This is a genomic window from Bradyrhizobium sp. (assembly GCF_049512235.1).
Taxonomy (GTDB): Bacteria; Pseudomonadota; Alphaproteobacteria; order Rhizobiales; family Xanthobacteraceae; genus Bradyrhizobium.
Genome location: NZ_JBEKXH010000065.1, coordinates 1 through 20,622, shown reverse-complemented (window position 1 = coordinate 20,622; position 20,622 = coordinate 1). Strand labels below are relative to the sequence as shown.

Sequence of the window (20,622 nt, the reverse complement as noted above, 5' to 3'; positions counted from 1 at the left end):
TCGCCACACGTTCGGGAGGTCACTATGCGACGCTCACCACCCACATCGATGATTTTGTCGAGAGCACGCGGGTGGTGACGCCGGTCGGTACCCTTGAGACGCGGCGCCTGCCCGGCTCCGGCGCGGGGCCAAGCCCCGATCGGATGTTCATCGGCTCCGAGGGCATTCTCGGCATCATCACCGAAGCATGGGTAAGGCTGCGCAAGAAGCCAACCTTCCGGGCGGCAACGAGCGTGCGCTTCAAGGACTTTTATGCTGGCGCCGACGCTGTGCGCGGCATCACGCAGGCGGGCCTTTATCCCGCCAACTGCCGGCTGCTTGAGGCGCGCGAGGCGCTGCCTGATATGTCGTGGGACAACCAGGAGGCCGTGCTGATGCTCACATTCGAGTCGGCCGACCATCCGCTCGAGGCCTGGATGGCACGCGCGCTGGAAATCTGCCGGGACAGCGGCGGCGTCCCGGACCCCACGGCACTGGACGACGAGAACTCGCACCGCCGAGGTGCCGCCGGCGCCTGGCGCAATAAATTCATTCGCGCGCCCTATTACAGCGAACACGCGGTGGCGCGCGGGTTGCTCGCCTCGACATTCGAGACGGCGATGACATGGGAGCGGTTGCCTGATTTCCACGCGAAGATCACGGAGATCAGCCACGCTGTCATCAGGCAGGTGACGGGCCGCGAGGGTACGGTCACCTGCCGCTTCACGCATGTCTATCCGGACGGGGCGTGCCTCTACTTCACGATTGGCGGCATCCTCGACAAGCGGATCATGCTCGAGCAGTTCATGGAGGTGCTGACGTCCTGCACCGCGGCGACCGTTGAGCATGGCGGTACGACGACCCACCATCATGCCGTGGGCCGTTTCCATCGGCCGTTCTATGACAAGCAGCGGCCCGAACTGTTTGCCCGCGCGCTGCGGGGCGCCAAGCGCGAACTCGATCCGAAGGGCATGATGAATCCCGGTGTATTGATCGACCCGTGATCCGGTGCTGGCGCTCGCGATTTATTCAAGTCCATAGTGACGATGGCAGGCCGCGCAGATCCCGTCGAGTTGGTCGCTGACCTCCGAGATGGATTTCAAGTCATGGGCTTCCGCGGCGTGATAGGCCTTGTCCGCGGCGTCAGCCAGTGTCTTGACGTAACGGTTCCAGTCCTGGTCGCGCGTCCGCTGCGGAATCATCAGCGCGTTGGTGGCCTCCGCCAACGTTGCCGCGCCGCTCACGACCTGTTCCCAGTCGCCGTCTGATTTTGGCGAGAGATCATGCTCACCCTTTTCGTCGATGACGACACCGTTGACTTTCCAGATGTTCGCCGCGGCCGGACTAAGGACATGCTCCATGAAGGTCTTCATGTCCACATGGGGCTGAAAAGTCGGCATCGGGGCGGCGTCTTCGGAGACCGACGGAGATGCCGCCACGCAGGTCATGACGACTGCGATAAAAGTGCCGGGCATGAGACGGATGCTGACCATGTTAGCGAACCTGCATCGTAAATCCGATCCAGCGTCCGCATGCGATCACCGAAACCCACAGCAGGACAGACAGTCCCCCCGCCAGCCGCGACGGCAGCGGCGGCGCCTTGTTGTTCTCCCACCGCAGCAAATCCCTGGCGCTAAATCCATGAAAGATTGCCATGTTCAGCCCCGCTACGCAGATGAGACAGATCTTGGCGACGAAATAGCCGTTGTCCAGGTACTTGGAGGCATTGGAAATGAAGAGCAGGCTGCCCGAGGCAACGGCAACAGCAAATGCACTCCAGGTGAGGGGCAGGATGCCACTGATGATACGACCGACCGGCCGGTGAATGGAGGCGAGCCCGAGTAATCTCAGATCGACAACAAGAATGGAGCCGGCCACCAGGCAAATCGAGAGCACGTGCACCGATTCGATCAGGGGAAACAGCACATCGTTCTCGCGAATGCTGTCCGCCAGTCCGCTATCCTCGAAATATGAGATCAACTCCTGAAGCTGCAGCATCATCCTGCCTGGGTGTACGCAATCCAGCGTCCAGCGAACAGAATGCCGCACCAGGCCAGGATCGAGACAGTGGCCGTGAACCGCGCGGCTATCCGCCGTGCTCGATCCCTGTCCCAAAAATTCGGCGATGACGACATCGACCGTTGCAGCCCAGCGGTCAGCATGATGGCGAAAGCAAGCAGCGCCATCTTGAGATAGAAGGTGGAATTGAGCAGCGAACGTCTGGGCTCACCGACGATCAGCAGGCTTCCCGTGGTCAGGAGGATGAGCAGCACCGGCCAGATCGTTGGCAGGAAACGCCGCGCCACCTCGGGCAGGGGCACGTCGCACTCGAGCAACCGCCAGATCCGAAGATCCACCAGGATCGCGGAGGAAAAAACGACGGCAACGCTGAGAATGTGAATGGTCTGCAGGAATGGAATGATCCAGCCGGTGGTCTGGATCGTGTGGCTCAGCGGTGTCGCCGCCAGCCACTTGGAGAACTCGCTCAGGCCGGCCTCAATCATCGCATCATTGATCGGTGGGCGTCAGGCTGTAAGTCAGCTCCTGACCGCTCGGCAGCGTGACTTTCTGCAAGTACCCGCCGGGATTGCCGTCGCGAAGCGGCGCGTAGCGGAAAACCGCGTGATCTCCGGGCTGCAGCGAGCGCTTGGTCCAGCCCGAGCGTGTCAAGACACCCGGGCTCGAGACTTCGAACACCCACGTGCTGGCGGGCTCGTCGCTCTTGACGTCTTTCTCGACGACGAAGGAAATGTGGGGGTTGGTCCAGTTGACGGTCTTGACGGTGCCTTCCATGGTTTGGGGATGATCGACATCGTAAGCTGCGTTCGAATGGTGCGCCGCGGCGATGCCGCCAAAGCCCAGAACCAGGCCTCCGGCAAGCAGAATGATTTTCGCCGACATCTCGATCATCCTTATTTCACCGTGTGCACCGAGCCGTAGGGACCTTGCGGGTTCGGGACGAATATGTCGTTGCCGAACTGATCCTTGCCTGGAATCAGATCTTCCTGGGCGCATTCCCCTTCGGTGATCTCATAGTGACGCTGCGGATAGCGGCGGAAAATCCGCGTCGTTTTCCAGGTCGCGTCGAAAACCTTCGGCGCCATTATTTCAAGGTCGTCGTAAAGAACGTCCGGCTTGGCCAGATGCAGCCGTTCGAGAATGTGCATGTCGCCATTATTTGGTATGCCGACCGCCTCGCTGATCGCGATATAGGCCTGCGGCGCGATCGCGGTGGTGTCGATGACAAGCGTTTCGCTGTCCCAGTGCCCGATCGAGTGACCGTGAAGGGTCAGGTCGGGGTCTTCGGGATGCGGCCGGCCGTCCAGGTAGATGCGGCGCATTCGGTTGCCATCGACTTCGCCCAACATGGTGATGCGGCCGGGCGTCGCCAAAAGCTCAAACGCATTGTGCATGATGAGCATAAAGCTTGGCATGCCGTGCGGCAGGCAATGGCTGAGAACGAGAAAGGGCCGGCCGGCCTTTTCCTCGGCAATCATGTGCTCAATCTGCGGGAGAATATCCGGCTTCCAGGGCGGGACATTCGACGTCTCCTGATGTTTCTGATCCCTCACGTCCGGAATCCACACGCCGGTCAAGTCAGGCGACTCAGCCCGGGCCCGGGAAGCGACGAATGGGTCGGCCAGCGACGCGGCACAGCAAACGATAGCGACCCTCTTCGCAACAATATTCACGCTGACGTACCGTTCTTCTCGAAAGTCCGATCGCCACCATGGTTGAAGGCATATGGCGAGCGCACCCCGCAATCCAGGTGCCCAACCACCTATTACCAACCGCGATCGCAAAAAGAAAGCTGCCCGGAGGCGCCCGATTTCACCATTCCGGGAGCGGTGCTTTCGATTGCCGGCGGGATGTGACCTTTCCTCGCCGCGAGCATTCGAAAGCTAGCCATGAATGTCTCTCGTGCGGGCTCTTCGGCCCTTGATACTGCGCGGGCAAGACTACGGTAACGCGTCTTGAGAGGCCAGCGGGGTGTGCATCGGTTTGCCGGATGCGACGGCGGCTTGCGCAAAGCCGGCGCCGGGGGCATTCTTCATCAACAAAAATCATCGTTTGGGGGGCGCTACCATGTCTGCATTGTCACGCCGCAATTTTCTCGCGCTTTCGGGGTCGGCAGCTGCCACGGTTCTGTCAGGGCGCTTGACGACGTCCGGCGATGCGGCGATGGGGCCTGCCGACAAGTTCGATCTGGTGATCAAGGGCGGCGACGTGCTCGATCCCAGCCAGTCCTTGCGCGGCAGACGCGACATCGGCATTCGCTGGGGAGTGATCGAGGCGATCGAGCCGGAAATTCCAGCGGCCCGCGCATTGAAGACCATCGACGCCGCCGGCAAGCTTGTCACGCCAGGCCTGATCGACCTGCATTGCCACGTCTACCCCTACGGTTCGGCGATCGGCATCCCCGCCGACGAACTGGTGCAATTCCAGGGCACCACCACGGTGGTGTCGGCGGGCGATGCCGGTGTCAACAACCTCGCGGCGCTGCGCCGTTATATCGTGGCCCAGTCCCGGACGCGGATTTATGCCTTTGTCCACATCGCCAATAACGGCCTGTCGGCATTTCCAGTCGCCGAGCTCTACAATATCGATAACGCTCAGGTCGAAGCCTGCGCCATGGCGCTGGCGGAAAATCCTGATTTTCTGATCGGCGTGAAAGTGCGGATGTCGGAAAACGTGATCTTCAAGCATGGCATCGAGCCGCTGAAACGCGGCATCAAGGCGTGCGAAATGTGCGGCTGGCCGGCCAGAATGATGGTGCATATCGGCGGCGTCGAGACCGGCCAATTGATGTCCGATATTCTCGATCTGTTGCGACCCGGCGACGTGCTGACGCATGCCTATTCCGGAGCGCCGAACCTTGCCGGCGCCTTCACCAACATCGTGCAGGACGGAAAATTGCTGCCGGCAGCGCTCGCCGCCAAGCAGCGCGGCGTGATATTCGATGTCGGCCATGGCGGCGGCAGTTTCGACTTTACCGTGGCCGAAGTGGCGATACCCGGCGGCTGCACTCCGGACACGATCTCTTCAGATATTCATGTATTTTCCGGCAACACGCCGGGCGTGCCGTTCCTGCCGAACGTGATGAGCAAGTTCATGGCAATGGGCTATTCGCTCGAGCAGGTGGTGACGATGACGACCACGGCGCCGGCGGGGATCATCAACCGCGCGCCGAAGATTGGCACGCTGCAGATCGGCGCGCCCGGTGACGTCGCGATCATGGAACTGGTGGAAGGGCCGGTCACCTTCGTCGATACCCGCAACAACAAGCGCGACGGCAAGGCCTATCTGAGACCGCTCCAGACCGTGATCAATGGTGTGCCATTCGGCCGGCCCTATCAGTCGCCGTTCGCGGTCAGGTAGCGCGTGTCCCGGCATGACATGCGCCTGCGGTCAGGCTGCGACGATCCGGCCGGCAGCTTTTCGCCCCGACAGGTACGGCGGCGGCAACGACGGGAGCAATGCCCGAGCGGTGCTGGGAATGAGTCGGCGCCATAAGGAAAATCCTGTCAACGATACCGCTGCGGCCGATCGAGGTGCGATTTCGCGAAACCCAACTCAAATTGACCTGCCCGCGCGCGTCTCCACATTCGCACTCCGCGCCGGTACGCCGAATTCCCTGCGGCACACTTCGGCGAGCACGGCTATGCCTTCGCGGATTTGCTGGTGCGAAGGACTGGCGAAGCACAGCCGCAGCCGGCTGCCAGCATGGGCCTTGCCGGTAGACCACTCCGGCCCGGGATTGATGGCGACGCCGGCATCAAGCGCCGCCTGGTAGAGCTTTAGGGTGTCAACATGGTCGGGGAGTTTCACCCACAGGAAAATACCGCCTTTGGGAACCTCGAACTCGGCCGCGGTGCCGAATTGCTCGTTGAGAGCATCCGTCAGCGTGTCGAGCTTGGCGCGCAGTCCGCGCGTCAGCTTCGGCACATGTTCGGCGAAATGCGATCTGCAATATTCCGCGAGCACCATCTGCTCGAGTGCGCCGGTTCCGGCGTCGGTCTTCAGTGCCAGCATCCGCGACAGCACAGCCCATGGCGCGACGATGTAGCCGATCCGCAAAGCCGGTGCGATCGACTTGGAAAATGACCCGATATGGATGACGGCGCCGGTCCGGCACATTGCGTGCAATGCAAGCGGGCGCCGGCCATCCCAGATCAGGTCGGCATAGCAATCGTCCTCGAAGATCGGCACGCCATATCGTGCGGCGAGGTCGAGCAGTTCGGCGCGGCGCGCCTCCGGCATGATGGTGCCGGTCGGATTCTGCACGGTCGGTATGGTATAGATGTATTTGGGGATGACGCCGCGGCGCCTGAGATCGGCCAGCGCCTCAGCCAGCGCGTCCATCCGCATGCCCCCATGGTCGAGCGGAATGCCCGTTGCATTGACCCCAAGCCGGGTCAGCCGGTTCAGCGCGCCCTGATAGGTGTCCTGCTCGATAATAACGGTGTCGCCGCGGGACAGCAGCGTCTGGTTGACGAGGTCGAGCGCCTGCAGCGAACCGGAAACGATCAGGATGTCGTCCGCAACACAGTCGATGCCGGCGCAGCGCTTGAGTTTGGAAGTCAGGAACTCGCGCAGCGGACCATAACCCTGTGGACCGCTGGCAAGTCCGTAGGTCGCGAGCGTTCTGCCCTCGCGTCCGAGCACGGCGCGGACCGCCTCGATCAAGCCATCGACCGGAACCTGGTCCGGATCGTTATTGCCGCCGATGAAGCTGTATTTCGCAAGCCCGGCCCATTTCGCCGCCGGCGCTGGCAGTCCCGAAGGCAGCAGGGGTGCGAAATCGAACGCGGCGGTTGTCATGAGGGCGTCTCCGGCAATGTTGTTGGCCGCAACCTTAGGCAAGTTAGCGGCCGTTGTCGCCTGGTTCTGATGTCTGAGATACTACCGGAAAATACGCGAGCCTGAGCCCGGGCACCGCGCGGCATGCCGCAGCCGGGCTCTATAATCGGCGGCTCGCCCGCTTGGCCCAAGCAATTCTGCCCTGCGTAATGAAGCTGGCGCGGGCGCGCGAGTCCGGTTAATGCTTCTGCAGCAAGAGAGATCTCAAGCATGGCCGATCCGATCCAGGAAGTTTTGCAAGCCTTTGGCCGCGGCGAACTCGTGGTCGTCACCGATGACGATGATCGCGAGGGCGAGGGCGACCTGATCGTCGCGGGCTCGCTGTGCACCGCCGAAAAGATGGCGTTCATCATCCGCCACACCTCGGGCATCGTCTGCGCGCCGATCACAAGCGAGGAAGCGCGCCGGCTGCGGCTCGATCCGATGGTCGCGCACAATGAATCAAGTCATACCACCGCCTTTACGGTTTCGATCGACTACAAGCCCGACGGCGGCACCGGCATTGCTGCGGACGAACGTGCGTCCTGTTGCCGCGCGCTGGCCAACCCCAACGCCGGCGCCAACGATTTTGCGCGGCCCGGCCATGTGTTTCCGCTGATCGCGCGCGACGGCGGGGTGCTGCTGCGCTCGGGCCACACCGAGGCCGCGGTCGACCTCTGCAAGCTGAGCGGCCTGCCGCCGGTCGGGGTGATCAGCGAATTGATGAATGACGACGGCACGGTCATGAAGGGCGAGCAGGTGGAACGCTTCGCATCCCACCACAAGCTCAAGCATGTCACCATCGCCGACATGATCGCCTATCGCCAGGCGCGCGAAAAGTTGATCGAGCGGGTCTCGACGTTCACCACCGAAAGCCCGATCGGACCGCTGCAGGGTTATGCCTATCGTTCGCCATTCGATTCCATCGCGCACGTCGCCTTCGTCTATAATGGCGTCGGTGACGGCAGGAATGTTCTCACCCGGTTTCACAAGCCCAACATCGTCAGGGACATCTTCACCGGGCCGAAACGGATGCAGATCGTGCTGGAGCATTTCAAAAAAGCCGGCCGCGGCGTGCTGATATACTTGCGCGACGGCGCCGCCGGCGTTCCGGTTGCACCGCTCCCGGAGGAGAGATCCGCTGAAGCCGACCGCAACAGGCAATGGCGCGAGGTCGGCGTCGGCGCGCAAATCCTGCGCGACCTTGGCGTCACCTCGATCCGTCACCTGACATCGTCGACGCACGACTACAAGGGACTGTCCGGTTTCGGCATCGAGATCGTCTCCAATGAACAGCTTGATGCCTGATCACCAAAGATTTAACCTGATGTCGGCGGCAGTGATGCGAAAGGAATTTTTCATGAGCGTGCGCCCTCAGGCCAAGGACAAGCCGTCCGCGGTGAATTTCCAGTGGGACGATCCCTTCATGCTCGACGAGCAGCTGACTGAAGACGAGCGCATGATCCGCGACACCGCGCGCGCCTATGCGCAGGACAAGTTGATGCCGCGCATCACCAAGGCCTATCTGGAGGAGAAGGTCGATCGCGACATTTTCCACGAGATGGGCGAACTCGGGCTGATCGGCATTACTCTGCCGGAAGAATACGGCTGCGCCAATGCGAGCTACGTCGCCTATGGCCTCGTCGCGCGCGAGATCGAGCGCGTCGATTCCGGTTACCGCTCGATGAATTCGGTGCAGTCATCGCTGGTGATGCATCCGATCTACGCTTATGGCGATGAGAACCAACGCAAGAAATACCTCCCCAAGCTCGCCACCGGCGAATGGGTGGGCTGCTTCGGCCTGACCGAGCCGGATGCCGGCTCCGATCCCGGCGGCATGAAGACCCGCGCCGAGAAAACCGCGGACGGCTACCGGCTGACCGGTACCAAGATGTGGATTTCCAACGCGCCGATCGCCGATGTGTTCGTGGTGTGGGCGAAATCAGCCGAGCATAACAACCAGATCCGCGGTTTTATTCTCGAAAAGGGCATCAAGGGCCTGTCGGCGCCGAAGATCGGAGGCAAGCTAAGTTTGCGCGCTTCCGTTACCGGCGAGATCGTGATGGAAGGCGTCGAGGTTCCGGAAAGCGCTTTATTGCCCAACGTGTCCGGCCTGAAGGGACCGTTCGGGTGCCTCAACCGCGCCCGCTACGGCATTTCCTGGGGCGCGATGGGGGCTGCCGAAGATTGCATGCACCGCGCCCGGCAATACACGCTCGATCGCAAGCAGTTCAACCGGCCATTGGCGGCGACCCAGCTGGTGCAGAAGAAGCTCGCGGACATGCAGACCGACATCGCCTTGGGCCTGCAGGCCTCGTTGCGGGTCGGACGCTTGATGGACGAGGGCAAGATGGCCCCGGAGATGATTTCGATAGTAAAACGCAACAATTGCGGCAAGGCGCTCGACATCGCCCGCATGGCCCGCGATATGCACGGCGGCAACGGCATCCAGATCGAATATCACGTGATGCGCCACACCGCGAACCTGGAGACCGTCAATACCTATGAAGGCACCCACGATGTCCACGCGCTGATCCTCGGCCGCGCCATCACCGGCATCCAGGCATTTTCATAAGCGCTGCACCGTCATTGCGGGGCGTGCGAAGCACGAATCCGGAATCTCGAGCCGCTCATTCCACCCATCTCGAGATTCCGGATCTGCCCTTCGGGCATCCGGAATGACGTCGGAGCAGTATCCCCCATGGCCGAACACGACGACGTCCCATTCAATCGTGACTTTCCGCTGCAGCCCGGCGTGGTCGATGATGCCGGCCCCGGTGTACGGCGGGTACTCTGCAACAATCCGAGCCCGTTCACTTTCACGGGCACGGTGAGTTACATCGTCGGCCGCGGCCAGGTCGCGATTATCGATCCCGGCCCCGACGACGAGGCCCACGCGGCGGCGCTGCTCGATGCCGTGCGCGGTGAAACCGTGACGCATATTCTGGTCACCCACACCCACCGCGACCACTCACCGAACACGGCGCGGATCAAGGCGGCCACCGGCGCGACCGTTTATGCGGAGGGTCCGCATCGTGCGTCGCGGCCGCGCTACGAAAGCGAAAAGATTTCCTCCGAATCCGGTGCTGACCGCGATTTTGTGCCCGATATCGCGGTGCGCGACGGCGAGATCGTTGAAGGTTCCTCGTTTCGGCTAGAGGCGGTGTCGACGCCGGGCCACACCGCCAATCATCTGGCGTTTGCCTGGCCCGATCGAAAGCTGCTGTTCGTGGGTGACCATGTGATGGGCTGGTCGACGTCAATCGTGGCGCCACCGGATGGATCGATGCGCGACTACCTGGCTTCACTGGAGCGGCTGACGCAGCGCAATGAGGATTTGTATTTCTCGGGCCACGGACCGGAAATACTCGGAGGTCAGCGCTATGTGCGTTTCCTGATCCGGCACCGTCAGGCACGCGAGGCGTCGATCCTGCATCGGCTCGCAAAGGGGGAGGCGGATATTCCGAGCTTGGTGCGCGCGATCTATATCGGCATCGACCCGCGGCTTTCGGGCGCCGCCGGCTATTCCGTGCTGGCCCATCTGGAAGATCTGGTCGCGCGCGGGATCGTTGCAACCGACGGCGACCCGGTGATTGGCGGGACTTACAGATTGAAGTAGCGAATGGGGAGTAGCGAATAGCGAAAAGGGAAGAAGGTTTGGCCGTTTTGCGCGGCTCTTTTCTACTCCCTATTCGCCACTATTCGCCACTTCTTATTTCTTCACGACCTTCGGCGGGGCCTTGACCGGCACCGGAGGCTTCTTGACCGGCGGCTGGCTGGCGTTATCGACGGCGCTGTTGATGTCATCGATCAGCTTGGAGACGCGCGCGGCATTGCTGCCCAGATCGCTCTCGAAATAGCGCGACGCCGAACGGATGTCGACGCGCGATCCTTCGCCGTCGGCCGTGACGCGGATCGATACATCCTCGCGGAAGCCCATGATCGGCGTCCGCGCCACCGCCTCGATGCGTCCAACGTAGCGCGGTGGCTGCGGCGTGCGCTCGTCGATCACAAGCCATTTGCGCTTGGTGACCAGTTGTCGCGTGATATCATAGGCCCGCTGCTGCGGGACATCGAGTTCCACCGTCTCGATATCGGGATAGTACAGCCGCTGCTGCTCGGCGGAATACAGCCCGGCATAGACGGCGGTGTTGACGCCATCGCCCGTGCGCAGCCGCGCCAGCGCCTCGAAGCGGGGCGGATCAATCGGATCGGTCGTGATGTCGTGAATCGGCGGCAGCTTGCGATATTGCACGCCGAGATAGGCCGGATAGGCGAGCACGACGGCGTCGATCAGAAGCGCCAGCAGGATGCGGCTCATGCCGCGCGAACCGTTCTGCCAGATCGCGACAAAGGCGGCCAGCCCGACCAGAATGGAAAGGCCGGCGCAGGCCAGCGCGCCGAAAAACGTCGCCAGCGCCGGTTTCATTTCGAGGAAGCCGAAGCGGACGATGATGATCGAGACCACCACCGCGACGACGGAAAATACCGCCAGATTGCGCGCCCATGACGCCAGGCTGGACACGGGCTCCGACTGATAGGGAGCGGAAAACCTGCGGGCCATCCTTGAAATTCCAACTATGGATTCGCGCCGGCCCGGTGCTGGCGGACGACCGGGCGCGCAGCTGACCTAGCGCATTTTCTGGCGAGCTGTGAAGTGGTTTGTGCTGAATAGCGGCGGGGGTGAGGCGCGCCCTGTTCAACCTGGCGCGCCCCTCGGTAATAATACTTAGCCGATGTTAATGCGTCGCGAGCGGGCAGGCTGATTCGGAGAGCTTGCCGAACGCCTGTTCGCCGGACATGGTTTGAACGAGTCGATAGTAGTCCCAGGGATATTTCGATTCCTCGGGCTTCTTCACCTGCATGATGTACATTTCATGTTCCATCAGGCCGTCGGCGCGGATTTTGCCGTTGCTGGTGAACATATCGTCGATCTTCACCTTGTGCAGTTCCGCCATGACCTTGTCGGGGTCGGTGCTGCCGGCGGCTTTGACCGCGTTGAGATAGGTCATCGTCGCCGAGTAATAGGCCGCCTGGTTCATGGTCGGTTCGCGCTTCGTCTTCTCGAAATAGCGCTTGGCGAAGGCGCGGGTCTTGTCGTTGAGATCCCAATACCAGCCCGTGGTAAGATAGAGGCCCTGGGCGGTCTTGAGCCCCAGGCTGTGGATGTCGCTGATGAAGGCGAGCAGGGCTGCGGGCTTCATCGTATTGGCGATGCCGAACTCGTCGGCCGCCTTGATCGAATTGGTGAAGTCGTTGCCGGCATTGGCAAGCCCCAGCACCTGCGCGCCGGAGTTTTGCGCCTGCAGCAGATAGCTGGAAAAGTCTGACGTCGAAAGCGGAACGCGCACCGCGCCGACCACCTTGCCGCCATTGGCTTCCACGACCTTGGCGGCGGCTTCCTGCAGCTGCGTGCCGAACGCGTAGTCGGCGGTGAGGAAGAACCAGGTCTTGCCGCCCTGCCGGACCATGGTCGTGGCCGTGCCGTTGCCGAGTGCGGTGGTGTCGTAGGCATAGTGCACGGTGTACGGCGTGCAGTCCTTGCCGGTCAGCGAAGCGCCGGCGGCTCCGATCGCGAAGAATGGTGTCTTCTTTTCCCTGGCGATCGTCGTCATTGCGATGCTGACGCCGGTGTTCGATCCACCGAGCACCATGGTCAATCCGTTGCGGTCCGCCCATTCGCGAAACTTCTGGGCGCCGAGATCCGGCTTGTTCTGATGATCCGAAATAAGCAGTTCGATCTTGTTGCCGAGAACGCTGCCCCCGAAATCCTCAATGGCCATCTTGGCGGCCTCGACGCCACCTGGCCCGATGACGTCGGCATAGAGGCCGGACATGTCGTCGATATCGCCGATCACTACCTTGTTCGCATCAGCGTGCGCCGCGCTCACGGTCAACGACGCAAACAGCAGCCACGGGAGTGTTCGTCTGCCGATCGATTTTTTCATCCTGGGCGCTTCCTTGTCTTTTGATTCCGTGGGACGGCAAACTAGAAGGCTGGCTTGCCGCCTCCAATTGGCCTTTCGTCGGTAATGCTGCAGCAAGACAGATGGATGGCTTAACTGGGGGCAATATTGACTTTTGTTAATGTTGCAGCGCGGGCTCGGCTTACGAACCTGGGGTTCCCCAGGGGACACCAAGAGCTCGACATCGATGAAGGCTCGCCCTGCGGGTCAGGAGGCCAAGATTAAAGCGTATCAGCAGCCGCAGCGGGCGAACCTCGTAGACATGGCCGCCCACCGCCTGTTCTGGCTGAGGGCCACCGTCATCCTCGCGTTCTGTACCGGTCTGTGGATGTCGAAGGCGCTCTGGATCGGGCCACGGTCCTATCCGCTGACGCCGGTTTCGACGGCGCTGACGCCGATCGACGGGGCTGCGGCGCTCGCGCTGTATGCTGCCCTTTTTGCGTTCGCGGCGATCGCGCTCGTAGCACCGAAGCCGAGGTGTTTTATTGCGGCCTTCCTCGCGGTCATTGCCGCCTTCTGCCTCTTGGATCAAACGCGGTGGCAGCCCTGGGTGTTTCAGTACAGCTTTCTGTTGGTGGCCATTGCGCTGTACTCGTGGAAAGATACTGATGGCGCGAGGCGAACGCTAAACATTGCCCGGCTGATCGTCGCCTGCACTTATATTTTCTCGGGCCTGCAGAAAATAAACCTGAACTTCATGGAGAACGATTTTCCGTGGCTGGTTCAGCCGATCACCAACGTGTTTCCATCTACCACCCATGTTCTACATCGGTTCGGGATGACGGCGCCGTTCCTGCAGGTTGCGTTCGGCATCGGCCTGGTGACACGGCGCTTTCGCCGCGCCTCGCTGTTCGCAGCGGTTGCGATGCACCTGTTCATCCTGGCGATGTTCGGTCCCGCGGGCCTCGATTGGAACAGCATAGTGTGGCCGTGGACCGCGGCGATGGCGATATTCGACATCCTGCTGTTTTCGGGCGCGCCGGAATGTTCGTGGCGCGAGATCATATGGAGCGGGCCGGACCCTCGTCACGCGGCGGCGATCGTCCTGTTTGCGTTGCTGCCGTGGCTGAGTTTTTTCAATTCGTGGGATTCCTACCTGTCCGCGGCGCTCTATTCCGGCAATCTGACGGAGGCGCAAATCTATCTGTCCGATGCCGGAACGGCGTCGTTGCCCGCGGCGATCAGGTCGCGGCTGGTGCACACTTCGCCAAATACCAACGTCCTGAACCTGCAGCGCTGGGCGATCGAAGACCTCAATGTGACGCCCTATCCGGAAACCCGCGTGTATAGGGCGATTGCCAAAGGCGTTTGCGGCAGTCTGCGCGATCCCGCGCAATTGGTCCTGATTGTGCGCGAGCAGCGCATGTTCTTCAGCAGGCCGGAGACCGGCTACCGCTGCCTCGAATTATGATTTCGGCTTCGGCTACGCAGGATCGCGCGAGTTCAGGCCGGAAGGAACTCAACCTCTCCCGAGAGGGGACAGCTTAAGGGCGGGGGATCGCGGGCTCAAGCCGCCGCGTTCGGGAAGCTGTAGGTCTTGAACTGGTCGCGCAGCGCGGTCTTCAGGATCTTTCCGGTCGCGGTGTGCGGGATGCCGTCGACGAACACGATATCATCGGGCATCCACCATTTGGCGATCTTGCCATCCATGTATTTAAGGATGTCCTCGCGCGTCGCATGCTGCCCCTGCTTGAGCTGCACGATCAGGAGCGGGCGTTCATCCCATTTCGGATGATGGACGCCGATCACGGCGGCCTCCGCCACCGCGGGATGCCCGACCGCAAGATTTTCCAGGTCGATCGATGAAATCCATTCGCCGCCGGACTTGATCACATCTTTCGAGCGGTCGGTGATGCGCATGTAGCCGTGCGGGTCGATGGTCGCGACGTCGCCGGTGTCGAAATAGCCCTCGTCGTCGAGAATGTCGGTATCGACGCGGAAATAGGCCTTCGATACCGAAGGGCCGCTTACCTTCAACCGGCCGAACGTCTTGCCGTCCCACGGCAGGCGCTTGCCGGCATCGTCGGTGATCTTCATCTGGACGCCGAACGGCGGATAGCCCTGGGTCTGAAGAATATCGAGCCGGGCCTCGCCGGTGAGTTCGGCGAACGGAGGCTTTAGCGCGGCAAGGGTGCCGATCGGGCTCATCTCGGTCATCCCCCAGGCGTGGCGCACCTGCACGCCCATGTCGAGGAACGCCTTGATCATCGAGCGCGGCATCGCCGAGCCGCCGCAAACCACCATTCTCAGATGAGGCAATTTCAGATTGTTGGCGGCGATGTGATTGAGCAGCATCAGCCACACCGTCGGCACGCCGGCCGTATGCGTCACTTTCTCGGTATCCAGGAGTTCAAACACCGATGCGCCGTCGAGTTTCGCGCCGGGCAGCACCAGCTTGGTGCCCATCGACGGTGCCGAGAAAGCGATACCCCAGCTGTTGGCATGGAACAGCGGAACCACCGGCAGCATGGTATCGCTGGCGTTGGCCCCCAGCGAATCGCCGGTGTTGGCCATCAGCGCGTGCAGCACGTTGGAGCGATGCGAATACAATACGCCCTTGGGATCGCCTGTTGTGCCGGAGGTGTAGCACATCGCGGCCGCGGTATTTTCGTCGAAGGTCTTCCACACGAAGTCGCCGTCGGCCTCCGCGATCCAGTCTTCATAGGCGACCACGTTCTTCAGCGTGGTCTGCGGCATGTGCGCCTTGTCGGTGAAGACGATATAGCGTTCCACGCTTGGGAGCTGGCCGGCGATCTTCTCCAGGATCGGCACAAAGGTCAGATCCGTCATCACCACGCGATCTTGCGCATGGTTGATGATCCAGGCGATCTGGTCCGGGAACAGGCGCGGATTGACAGTGTGGCAGATCGCGCCGATGCCCATGATGCCGTACCAGGCTTCGAGGTGGCGCCAGGTATTCCAGGCGATGGTGGCGATGCGGTCGCCGAGCTTGATGCCGTCGCGGTCAAGGCGTTGCGAGACCTGCAGGGCCCGGTTCCTGATTTCGGCGTAATTGGTGCGATGGATAGGGCCTTCGACAGATCGCGTCACGACCTCTTGCGTTCCATGAACAGTCGCGGCGTGCTCGATAATCCGGTGACAAAGCAAAGGCCAGTCTTGCATCAATCCACGCATACGAACGTTCCTCCGGATTCTGATAGGGCTTGCCGCTTGTATTGGAATTGCGATGAACTTTAGCGCGGCGAGAGCAAGCCGCAAATGGTCTTGTGACGGCTTCGGCCGCGGCGCCATAATGGTTACCGCAGCCGCCGCACTGTCGGGGCTGTGGCTGCAAACCGGACCGGCCGCGGCGGCACGGCGGCCCGACGCCGCGTCCCAGGGTCCCTGGGGCAAGCTGTCGGGGGAGCACGAGGCGAGGCACCAGGCCAAGGCGCGCCGCGCCATGCTCCCCGCAATGGTGCCCTTGCCGAAGCCGCGGCCGGCAGATGCACCGGCAACCGAGCCCGAACAGCCCGCGGCGGAAATGCCGGTGCCCGTCGACCCAAACCGGGCGTCTGGTCCGGCCGCGTCCGCACCGCCACCACCACCATCGGCCTGCCGGCTGGCGCTGTCAGATCAGCTCGCCATCGCCCCCAGCGTGCCCGACATTCATGGCGCCGGCGGCTGCGGCGGCGAGGATCTGGTGCGGCTGGAGGCCGTGGTGCTGCCCGACGGGCATCGGGTTGCGGTAAGGCCTGCCGCGATCCTGCGCTGCGCCATGGCGTCGGCGGTGGCGGACTGGATCCGCACCGACATGGTACCGCTGGCGGCGAGCCTCGGCAGCGTCATCACCGATCTCGACAATTTCGACGCGTTCGAATGCCGCGGCCGTAACCGGGTGGTCGGCGCGCCCTTGTCCGAACATGGCCGTGCCAACGCGCTCGATGTTCGTGCCCTGAAACTTGCCGACGGCCAGTCGATCGCGCTGACCGACCGCACGGTGGCGCGGGGCGTGCGTGAGAGTGTGCTGCATTCGGTGTGCGCGCGATTTTCGACCGTGCTTGGGCCGGGTTCGGACTGGTACCACGAGGACCACATCCATCTTGACCTGATGGAGCGGCACAACAACTACCGAATCTGCAACTGGAACGTTTGGGATCCGCTGCCGCAGGTTGCGCCGCTGCTGCCGGCCGAGCGGCCGAATGAGGCTCCGCCGCGCGAGGTCGCGGGCGAACCCGACGCTGCCAAATCCGAGGCTACCGAATCTGATCGCGACGCCGCAGCCCCGGCAACAAAAAAGCGCCGATAAAACCGGCGCTTTTAACCTTGCAGGCCGACAGTCTACGTTACTGCCAGGAGGCGCTGCCGCCTTGCAGCGCCATCTGCGAATTGTACGGCGAGTCGCCATGATGCGGCTCCAGCACCACGACGACCGTGCCGAGCTTCACCCGGTTATACAGATCGATCACGTCCTCGTTGGTCATCCGGATGCAGCCCGAGGAGATCGACGCGCCGATATATTCCGGCTGGTTGGTGCCGTGAATCCGGAACAGGGTGTCTTTGTTGCCCGAATAGAGATAGAGCGCGCGCGATCCCATCGGATTGTCCGGACCCGGCGGCACGAAGGTCGGCACGCCAAGCCGCTCGATTTCGCCCTTGGTCGGATGCCAGGGCGGCCACTCGGTCATGCTGCCGATCCTGGCGATGCCGGACCACGCCATTGCTTCCTCGCCGACGGTGATGCCGTAGCGGATCGCCTTGCCGTCATTCATCACGTAATAGAGGTAGTGGTTGTCGGAATCGACCACGATTGATCCGGGCGCTTCCTTGCGATGGTATTCAACGATGGCGCGGCGGAACGGCTCGGCGACCGGTACGTTGGTGTAGCGGATCTTGGCCAGCAATTCCTTGTCGTGAGGCTTGAAATTGGATTGGTTGGTTGCCTCATAGGTGGTGGCCTGCATGCAACCTGAAAGCATCAGGCTAGCGCCTAAAATCCCCAATTTCAGTTTTAGCGATGACATAGCCACTTCCAATCAAAAGCTCAAATGCTCGCCCGCGGGGTCTGCACCCACCGCGTCGATTCCATTAATACTATTATCGTCGAACTGGGTCAGATTTCCAGACCTTACATACCAATCTAGCGTTGCGAGCGGCCGGCTGTGTCTTTTTTGCCGCAAGTTCCCGAGTTTTCGACTTTTTTTGGGCAGACCAAGCCGTGGCCGCCGAATCGGTGACATGCTGCCGCCACGCAGCGGTCATAAAACGGAACGGGAGGTTAACGCGTCCGGCCTGCGAGGCTTGCCAGGATCGAGCCGAAGTCATAACGGAGTGGCCTGTGTTGAGGTGATCCGCCCGCGCTCTCCCGGAGTCCTCCATGATCGCGCTGCATGGTTTTCGGCTGCTTACGCATGTCCTTGGATAATTTGACGCCGTCGACCCTCGCTGACTGACCATGCCTCGGGCCCACGTGCTCTTCATTGGAAGAAGTGGTTGTAGACACGTGGAGCCTGACCTCCATGGCTCTCCTAAAATTTGAGCATTGTGCTGAACGGTTGAGCGATACCTTCGTGCGATAACGTGATCTCAGACCAAGGAAAGCAGAAAGCAATGGTTGAGAAAGTTATGACGTCACCATGCGATGTCGTCGATTTCGCGCAATATCAGGCCAACCGCGACGCCGCCGGCAAGGCGCCTGCAATCTCGGCCCGGGCCTGCCGGCATTGCGGCGCAGCGCTGCTCGAAGGCGAGAGCGAAGAGGAATGCTCCAGCGCCGTCAACGTCGACGCCGCGGGCTCCCGCAGCGGACAACGCAAATCTTGAAGTCGCCTGCGTGGCCGTTGCTTTGGGGTGAGGCCGTCCTACACGTGCTGTCCGCCGTTGATGTGGATCTCGGCGCCGTTGACGTAAGAACTGGTTTCCGTGCAAAGCACGTAGATGATCTTTGCCACCTCGTCCGGCGTCCCCAGCCGGTGCATCGGGATTTGCTGCTCGACGATTTTTTCGGTGCCGGGCGACAGGATCGAGGTGTCGATCTCGCCCGGCGCGATCGAATTGACGCGGACGCCAACGCGGCCGAAATCAGAGGCCATTTCGCGGGTCAATGACGCCAACGCCGCCTTCGACGTCGCATAGGCGGCGCCCGCGAAGGGATGCACCCGCGAGCCCGCGATCGAGGTGACGTTGACCACCGACCCCTTGGCGGCCTTCAGTTCCTCGATCAATCCGCGCGCCATCATGATCGGTGCGAAGAAATTGACGCGAAAAACATGGCTCCAGGTGTCGATGTCGGTATCTACGGAGCCAAGCCGGCCGCCGCCCGGAGCCTTCGGCGAAATCGCAGCATTGTTAACCAGCGCCTGCAGCGCGCCGCCTTCCAGCCGCTCGCGGATCTCCCTAATCGCCCGCGTGGTGTCGGCGTGGTCGGCAAGGTCGACCTGGATGTGATCCTCAGGTCCGGCGCCCCACGGGCATTCTTCCGGGAACGGATGCCGCGAGCAGGTGATGACACGCCAGCCCGCGCTGGAAAAGCGGATCACCGTGGCATGGCCGATGCCGCGGCTGGCGCCGGTCAGAAGCAATGTGCGCCGCGGTCCGTTGTTATTCGAAGTGGGCATAAAAGTTCTCTCGTTCTCCGTCACGCCAGGCTTTGTGCCGGGCATCGACGTCTTGCAATCGGTTGAGACAAGAAGCGGATGACTGGCACCATCGCGGCCATGAGCCGAATCCCTAGGGGTAAAGCCGCGTCTTGGACCATGGCTGATCCGGCGCCACGCGGTGGAACTCGATGCGGTCGTGCAGGCGGAACGGGCGGTCGTGCCAGAATTCGAACCGCACGGGAGCGACGCGCCAACCGCTCCAGCCCGGCGGGCGCGGCACTTGTCCGACGATATGCTTGGCCGCGACCTTGGCGATCGCCTGCTCGAACGCAAAACGGCTTTCCAGCGGCTGCGACTGCTTGCTGGCCCAGGCGCCGATCTGGGCCTGCTTCGGCCGCGTGGCGAAATAGGCGTCGGCCTCCGCCTCGGTCACCGGCGACACGTTGCCGCGGATCCGGACCTGCCGGCGCAGCGACTTCCAGTGAAACAGCAGCGCGGCCCTGGGGTTTTCGGCCAGCTCGCGGCCCTTCTGGCTGGCAATATGGCTGTAAAAGACAAAACCATCCGCGTCATAGCCTTTCATCAGCACCATCCGCACGTCGGGCAGGCCGTCGGCGTCGACGCTCGCCAGCGCCATGGCGTTGGGATCGTTGGGCTCAGCCTTGACGGCTTCGCCAAACCAGTCGGCGAACAGCGCAAATGGCTCCTCGGCCAGGGTGAAATCACCGGATGTTAACGCTGCCGGGTGTTTGATCGAGCTCGAGTCGGTCATCTCAGGGAGTTCCGAGTTGCGTCCGCCCGCGGTCTCTAGCGCTTTGCAGCTTTCATACGGGCTTGCCCTATATAGGGCATGGCGGCGCTTTGGCCTATCGGCGAAGGGGCCGGTAAGTAGCGCAATGACAGTGATTCTAATTGGCCTCGGCTCGGGCGGCTGCAGCTTCTCGCGCAGCGACGGTGCCTTTGCCCGGATGGACGACGGGGGAATTACGGGCTCCGTTGGCGCCGCTCAGGCAAGCCGGCCGGAGCCGACGGAGAGCGATCTCGCCTTTGCCCGCGATGCCGCCTCGGATGTCCTGACCAAGGGTGACAAGGATGCCAGCCAGCCCTGGGAAAATCCCAAGACCGGGGCGCGCGGCTCGGTGACGCCGCTGGCGAGCGCCTATTCTTCCGATGGACGCAGTTGCCGGGATTTTCTGGCAAGCTACGTCAACGGCGCGACGGAAAGCTGGCTGCAGGGCTCGGCTTGTCAGACCAACCATGGACTATGGGAAATTCACACCTTGAAGCCGTGGACGCGA

General features: G+C 62.0%; 21 protein-coding genes. 9 read left to right on the top strand and 12 right to left on the bottom strand.

The window, feature by feature from the left end; translation table 11 throughout:
- A partial coding sequence (locus ABSG20_RS08845; protein ID WP_423864121.1) for an FAD-binding oxidoreductase occupies positions 1-983 on the top strand: 983 nt, incomplete at its 5' end.
- 21 nt (positions 984-1,004) lie between these two features.
- Here the strand turns inward: ABSG20_RS08845 and ABSG20_RS08840 are convergent.
- The 5 genes from ABSG20_RS08840 to ABSG20_RS08820 are packed head-to-tail and all read right to left on the bottom strand — an operon-like array spanning position 1,005 to position 3,551.
- On the bottom strand, positions 1,005-1,472 hold the full coding sequence (locus tag ABSG20_RS08840) for a hypothetical protein (protein WP_423864120.1): 468 nt from the start codon (positions 1,470-1,472) through the stop codon (positions 1,005-1,007).
- A gap of 1 nt (position 1,473) precedes the next feature.
- Complete coding sequence (locus tag ABSG20_RS08835; protein ID WP_423864119.1) at positions 1,474-1,977, bottom strand: DUF6644 family protein; 504 nt, start codon at positions 1,975-1,977, stop codon at positions 1,474-1,476.
- Positions 1,977-2,483, bottom strand: coding sequence for a DUF6644 family protein (locus ABSG20_RS08830; protein WP_423864118.1), 507 nt, complete (start codon positions 2,481-2,483; stop codon positions 1,977-1,979). The genes ABSG20_RS08835 and ABSG20_RS08830 overlap by 1 nt, the downstream gene beginning before the upstream one ends.
- Before the next feature lie 4 nt (positions 2,484-2,487).
- Positions 2,488-2,880 (bottom strand): DUF6152 family protein, encoded by a 393-nt coding sequence (locus tag ABSG20_RS08825; RefSeq protein ID WP_423864117.1) that lies wholly within the window; start codon positions 2,878-2,880, stop codon positions 2,488-2,490.
- Positions 2,881-2,891: 11 nt separating this feature from the next.
- Positions 2,892-3,551 (bottom strand): hypothetical protein, encoded by a 660-nt coding sequence (locus tag ABSG20_RS08820; RefSeq protein ID WP_423864116.1) that lies wholly within the window; start codon positions 3,549-3,551, stop codon positions 2,892-2,894.
- A 514-nt stretch (positions 3,552-4,065) separates the two neighbouring features.
- Here ABSG20_RS08820 and ABSG20_RS08815 point away from each other — a divergent pair.
- The gene (locus ABSG20_RS08815; RefSeq protein WP_423864115.1) at positions 4,066-5,358 is read left to right on the top strand and encodes an amidohydrolase; all 1,293 of its coding nucleotides are present in this window, start codon (positions 4,066-4,068) and stop codon (positions 5,356-5,358) included.
- Between the two features lie 195 nt (positions 5,359-5,553).
- Here ABSG20_RS08815 and ABSG20_RS08810 read toward each other — a convergent pair whose 3' ends face one another.
- Complete coding sequence (locus ABSG20_RS08810) at positions 5,554-6,801, bottom strand: aminotransferase-like domain-containing protein (protein WP_423864114.1); 1,248 nt, start codon at positions 6,799-6,801, stop codon at positions 5,554-5,556.
- Positions 6,802-7,050: 249 nt separating this feature from the next.
- Between ABSG20_RS08810 and ribB the strand changes: the two genes are divergently transcribed.
- The 3 genes from ribB (at position 7,051) to ABSG20_RS08795 (ending at position 10,438) form a co-directional block, all read left to right on the top strand.
- Complete coding sequence (gene ribB / locus ABSG20_RS08805; RefSeq protein WP_423864113.1) at positions 7,051-8,127, top strand: 3,4-dihydroxy-2-butanone-4-phosphate synthase; 1,077 nt, start codon at positions 7,051-7,053, stop codon at positions 8,125-8,127.
- Between the two features lie 52 nt (positions 8,128-8,179).
- Positions 8,180-9,394: an acyl-CoA dehydrogenase gene (locus tag ABSG20_RS08800; RefSeq protein WP_423864112.1), complete on the top strand. Its 1,215-nt coding sequence runs from the start codon at positions 8,180-8,182 to the stop codon at positions 9,392-9,394.
- A 126-nt stretch (positions 9,395-9,520) separates the two neighbouring features.
- The gene (locus ABSG20_RS08795) at positions 9,521-10,438 is read left to right on the top strand and encodes an MBL fold metallo-hydrolase (protein WP_423864111.1); all 918 of its coding nucleotides are present in this window, start codon (positions 9,521-9,523) and stop codon (positions 10,436-10,438) included.
- Between the two features lie 93 nt (positions 10,439-10,531).
- On the opposite strand, the gene ABSG20_RS08790 is transcribed toward ABSG20_RS08795, so the two are convergent.
- Complete coding sequence (locus tag ABSG20_RS08790) at positions 10,532-11,383, bottom strand: DUF1499 domain-containing protein (RefSeq protein WP_423864110.1); 852 nt, start codon at positions 11,381-11,383, stop codon at positions 10,532-10,534.
- A 175-nt stretch (positions 11,384-11,558) separates the two neighbouring features.
- Complete coding sequence (locus tag ABSG20_RS08785; protein WP_423864109.1) at positions 11,559-12,767, bottom strand: ABC transporter substrate-binding protein; 1,209 nt, start codon at positions 12,765-12,767, stop codon at positions 11,559-11,561.
- Between the two features lie 280 nt (positions 12,768-13,047).
- On the opposite strand from ABSG20_RS08785, the gene ABSG20_RS08780 reads away from it, so the two are divergent.
- Positions 13,048-14,196 carry a hypothetical protein gene (locus ABSG20_RS08780; protein WP_423864108.1) on the top strand — a complete coding sequence of 383 codons (1,149 nt, stop codon included), beginning with the start codon at positions 13,048-13,050 and terminating at the stop codon, positions 14,194-14,196.
- Between the two features lie 95 nt (positions 14,197-14,291).
- On the opposite strand, the gene ABSG20_RS08775 is transcribed toward ABSG20_RS08780, so the two are convergent.
- On the bottom strand, positions 14,292-15,920 hold the full coding sequence (locus ABSG20_RS08775; protein ID WP_423864107.1) for a fatty-acid--CoA ligase: 1,629 nt from the start codon (positions 15,918-15,920) through the stop codon (positions 14,292-14,294).
- 52 nt (positions 15,921-15,972) lie between these two features.
- Here ABSG20_RS08775 and ABSG20_RS08770 point away from each other — a divergent pair, with 52 nt between their 5' ends.
- Positions 15,973-17,034 carry an extensin family protein gene (locus ABSG20_RS08770; RefSeq protein ID WP_423864106.1) on the top strand — a complete coding sequence of 354 codons (1,062 nt, stop codon included), beginning with the start codon at positions 15,973-15,975 and terminating at the stop codon, positions 17,032-17,034.
- 37 nt (positions 17,035-17,071) lie between these two features.
- On the opposite strand, the gene ABSG20_RS08765 is transcribed toward ABSG20_RS08770, so the two are convergent.
- The gene (locus tag ABSG20_RS08765; protein WP_423864105.1) at positions 17,072-17,749 is read right to left on the bottom strand and encodes a L,D-transpeptidase; all 678 of its coding nucleotides are present in this window, start codon (positions 17,747-17,749) and stop codon (positions 17,072-17,074) included.
- 601 nt (positions 17,750-18,350) lie between these two features.
- Here ABSG20_RS08765 and ABSG20_RS08760 point away from each other — a divergent pair.
- A complete protein-coding gene (locus ABSG20_RS08760; RefSeq protein WP_423864104.1) occupies positions 18,351-18,548 on the top strand; it encodes a hypothetical protein in 198 nt (65 codons plus the stop codon).
- A 38-nt stretch (positions 18,549-18,586) separates the two neighbouring features.
- On the opposite strand, the gene ABSG20_RS08755 is transcribed toward ABSG20_RS08760, so the two are convergent.
- Both ABSG20_RS08755 and pdxH read right to left on the bottom strand, forming a co-directional pair.
- Positions 18,587-19,387, bottom strand: a complete 801-nt coding sequence (locus ABSG20_RS08755) for an SDR family NAD(P)-dependent oxidoreductase (RefSeq protein ID WP_423864103.1) — start codon at positions 19,385-19,387, stop codon at positions 18,587-18,589.
- A gap of 67 nt (positions 19,388-19,454) precedes the next feature.
- Positions 19,455-20,096 carry a pyridoxamine 5'-phosphate oxidase gene (gene pdxH / locus ABSG20_RS08750; protein WP_423864102.1) on the bottom strand — a complete coding sequence of 214 codons (642 nt, stop codon included), beginning with the start codon at positions 20,094-20,096 and terminating at the stop codon, positions 19,455-19,457.
- 124 nt (positions 20,097-20,220) lie between these two features.
- Between pdxH and ABSG20_RS08745 the strand changes: the two genes are divergently transcribed.
- Positions 20,221-20,622: RT0821/Lpp0805 family surface protein (locus ABSG20_RS08745; RefSeq protein WP_423864101.1), on the top strand; the 402-nt coding region annotated here is incomplete at its 3' end.

Bases quoted from the DNA above. Each gene is read 5' to 3' on its own strand.
- ABSG20_RS08795 (WP_423864111.1), top strand. From the start codon at position 9,521: ATGGCCGAACACGACGACGTCCCATTCAATCGTGACTTTCCGCTGCAG.
- ABSG20_RS08785 (WP_423864109.1), bottom strand. From the start codon at position 12,767: ATGAAAAAATCGATCGGCAGACGAACACTCCCGTGGCTGCTGTTTGCG.
- ABSG20_RS08760 (WP_423864104.1), top strand. From the start codon at position 18,351: ATGACGTCACCATGCGATGTCGTCGATTTCGCGCAATATCAGGCCAAC.
- pdxH (WP_423864102.1), bottom strand. From the start codon at position 20,096: ATGACCGACTCGAGCTCGATCAAACACCCGGCAGCGTTAACATCCGGT.
- ABSG20_RS08800 (WP_423864112.1), top strand. From the start codon at position 8,180: ATGAGCGTGCGCCCTCAGGCCAAGGACAAGCCGTCCGCGGTGAATTTC.
- ABSG20_RS08815 (WP_423864115.1), top strand. From the start codon at position 4,066: ATGTCTGCATTGTCACGCCGCAATTTTCTCGCGCTTTCGGGGTCGGCA.
- ABSG20_RS08755 (WP_423864103.1), bottom strand. From the start codon at position 19,387: ATGCCCGGCACAAAGCCTGGCGTGACGGAGAACGAGAGAACTTTTATG.
- ABSG20_RS08775 (WP_423864107.1), bottom strand. From the start codon at position 15,920: ATGCGTGGATTGATGCAAGACTGGCCTTTGCTTTGTCACCGGATTATC.
- ABSG20_RS08810 (WP_423864114.1), bottom strand. From the start codon at position 6,801: ATGACAACCGCCGCGTTCGATTTCGCACCCCTGCTGCCTTCGGGACTG.
- ABSG20_RS08770 (WP_423864106.1), top strand. From the start codon at position 15,973: ATGAACTTTAGCGCGGCGAGAGCAAGCCGCAAATGGTCTTGTGACGGC.
- ribB (WP_423864113.1), top strand. From the start codon at position 7,051: ATGGCCGATCCGATCCAGGAAGTTTTGCAAGCCTTTGGCCGCGGCGAA.
- ABSG20_RS08790 (WP_423864110.1), bottom strand. From the start codon at position 11,383: ATGGCCCGCAGGTTTTCCGCTCCCTATCAGTCGGAGCCCGTGTCCAGC.
- ABSG20_RS08825 (WP_423864117.1), bottom strand. From the start codon at position 2,880: ATGTCGGCGAAAATCATTCTGCTTGCCGGAGGCCTGGTTCTGGGCTTT.
- ABSG20_RS08830 (WP_423864118.1), bottom strand. From the start codon at position 2,483: ATGATTGAGGCCGGCCTGAGCGAGTTCTCCAAGTGGCTGGCGGCGACA.
- ABSG20_RS08840 (WP_423864120.1), bottom strand. From the start codon at position 1,472: ATGGTCAGCATCCGTCTCATGCCCGGCACTTTTATCGCAGTCGTCATG.
- ABSG20_RS08780 (WP_423864108.1), top strand. From the start codon at position 13,048: ATGGCCGCCCACCGCCTGTTCTGGCTGAGGGCCACCGTCATCCTCGCG.
- ABSG20_RS08765 (WP_423864105.1), bottom strand. From the start codon at position 17,749: ATGTCATCGCTAAAACTGAAATTGGGGATTTTAGGCGCTAGCCTGATG.
- ABSG20_RS08835 (WP_423864119.1), bottom strand. From the start codon at position 1,977: ATGCTGCAGCTTCAGGAGTTGATCTCATATTTCGAGGATAGCGGACTG.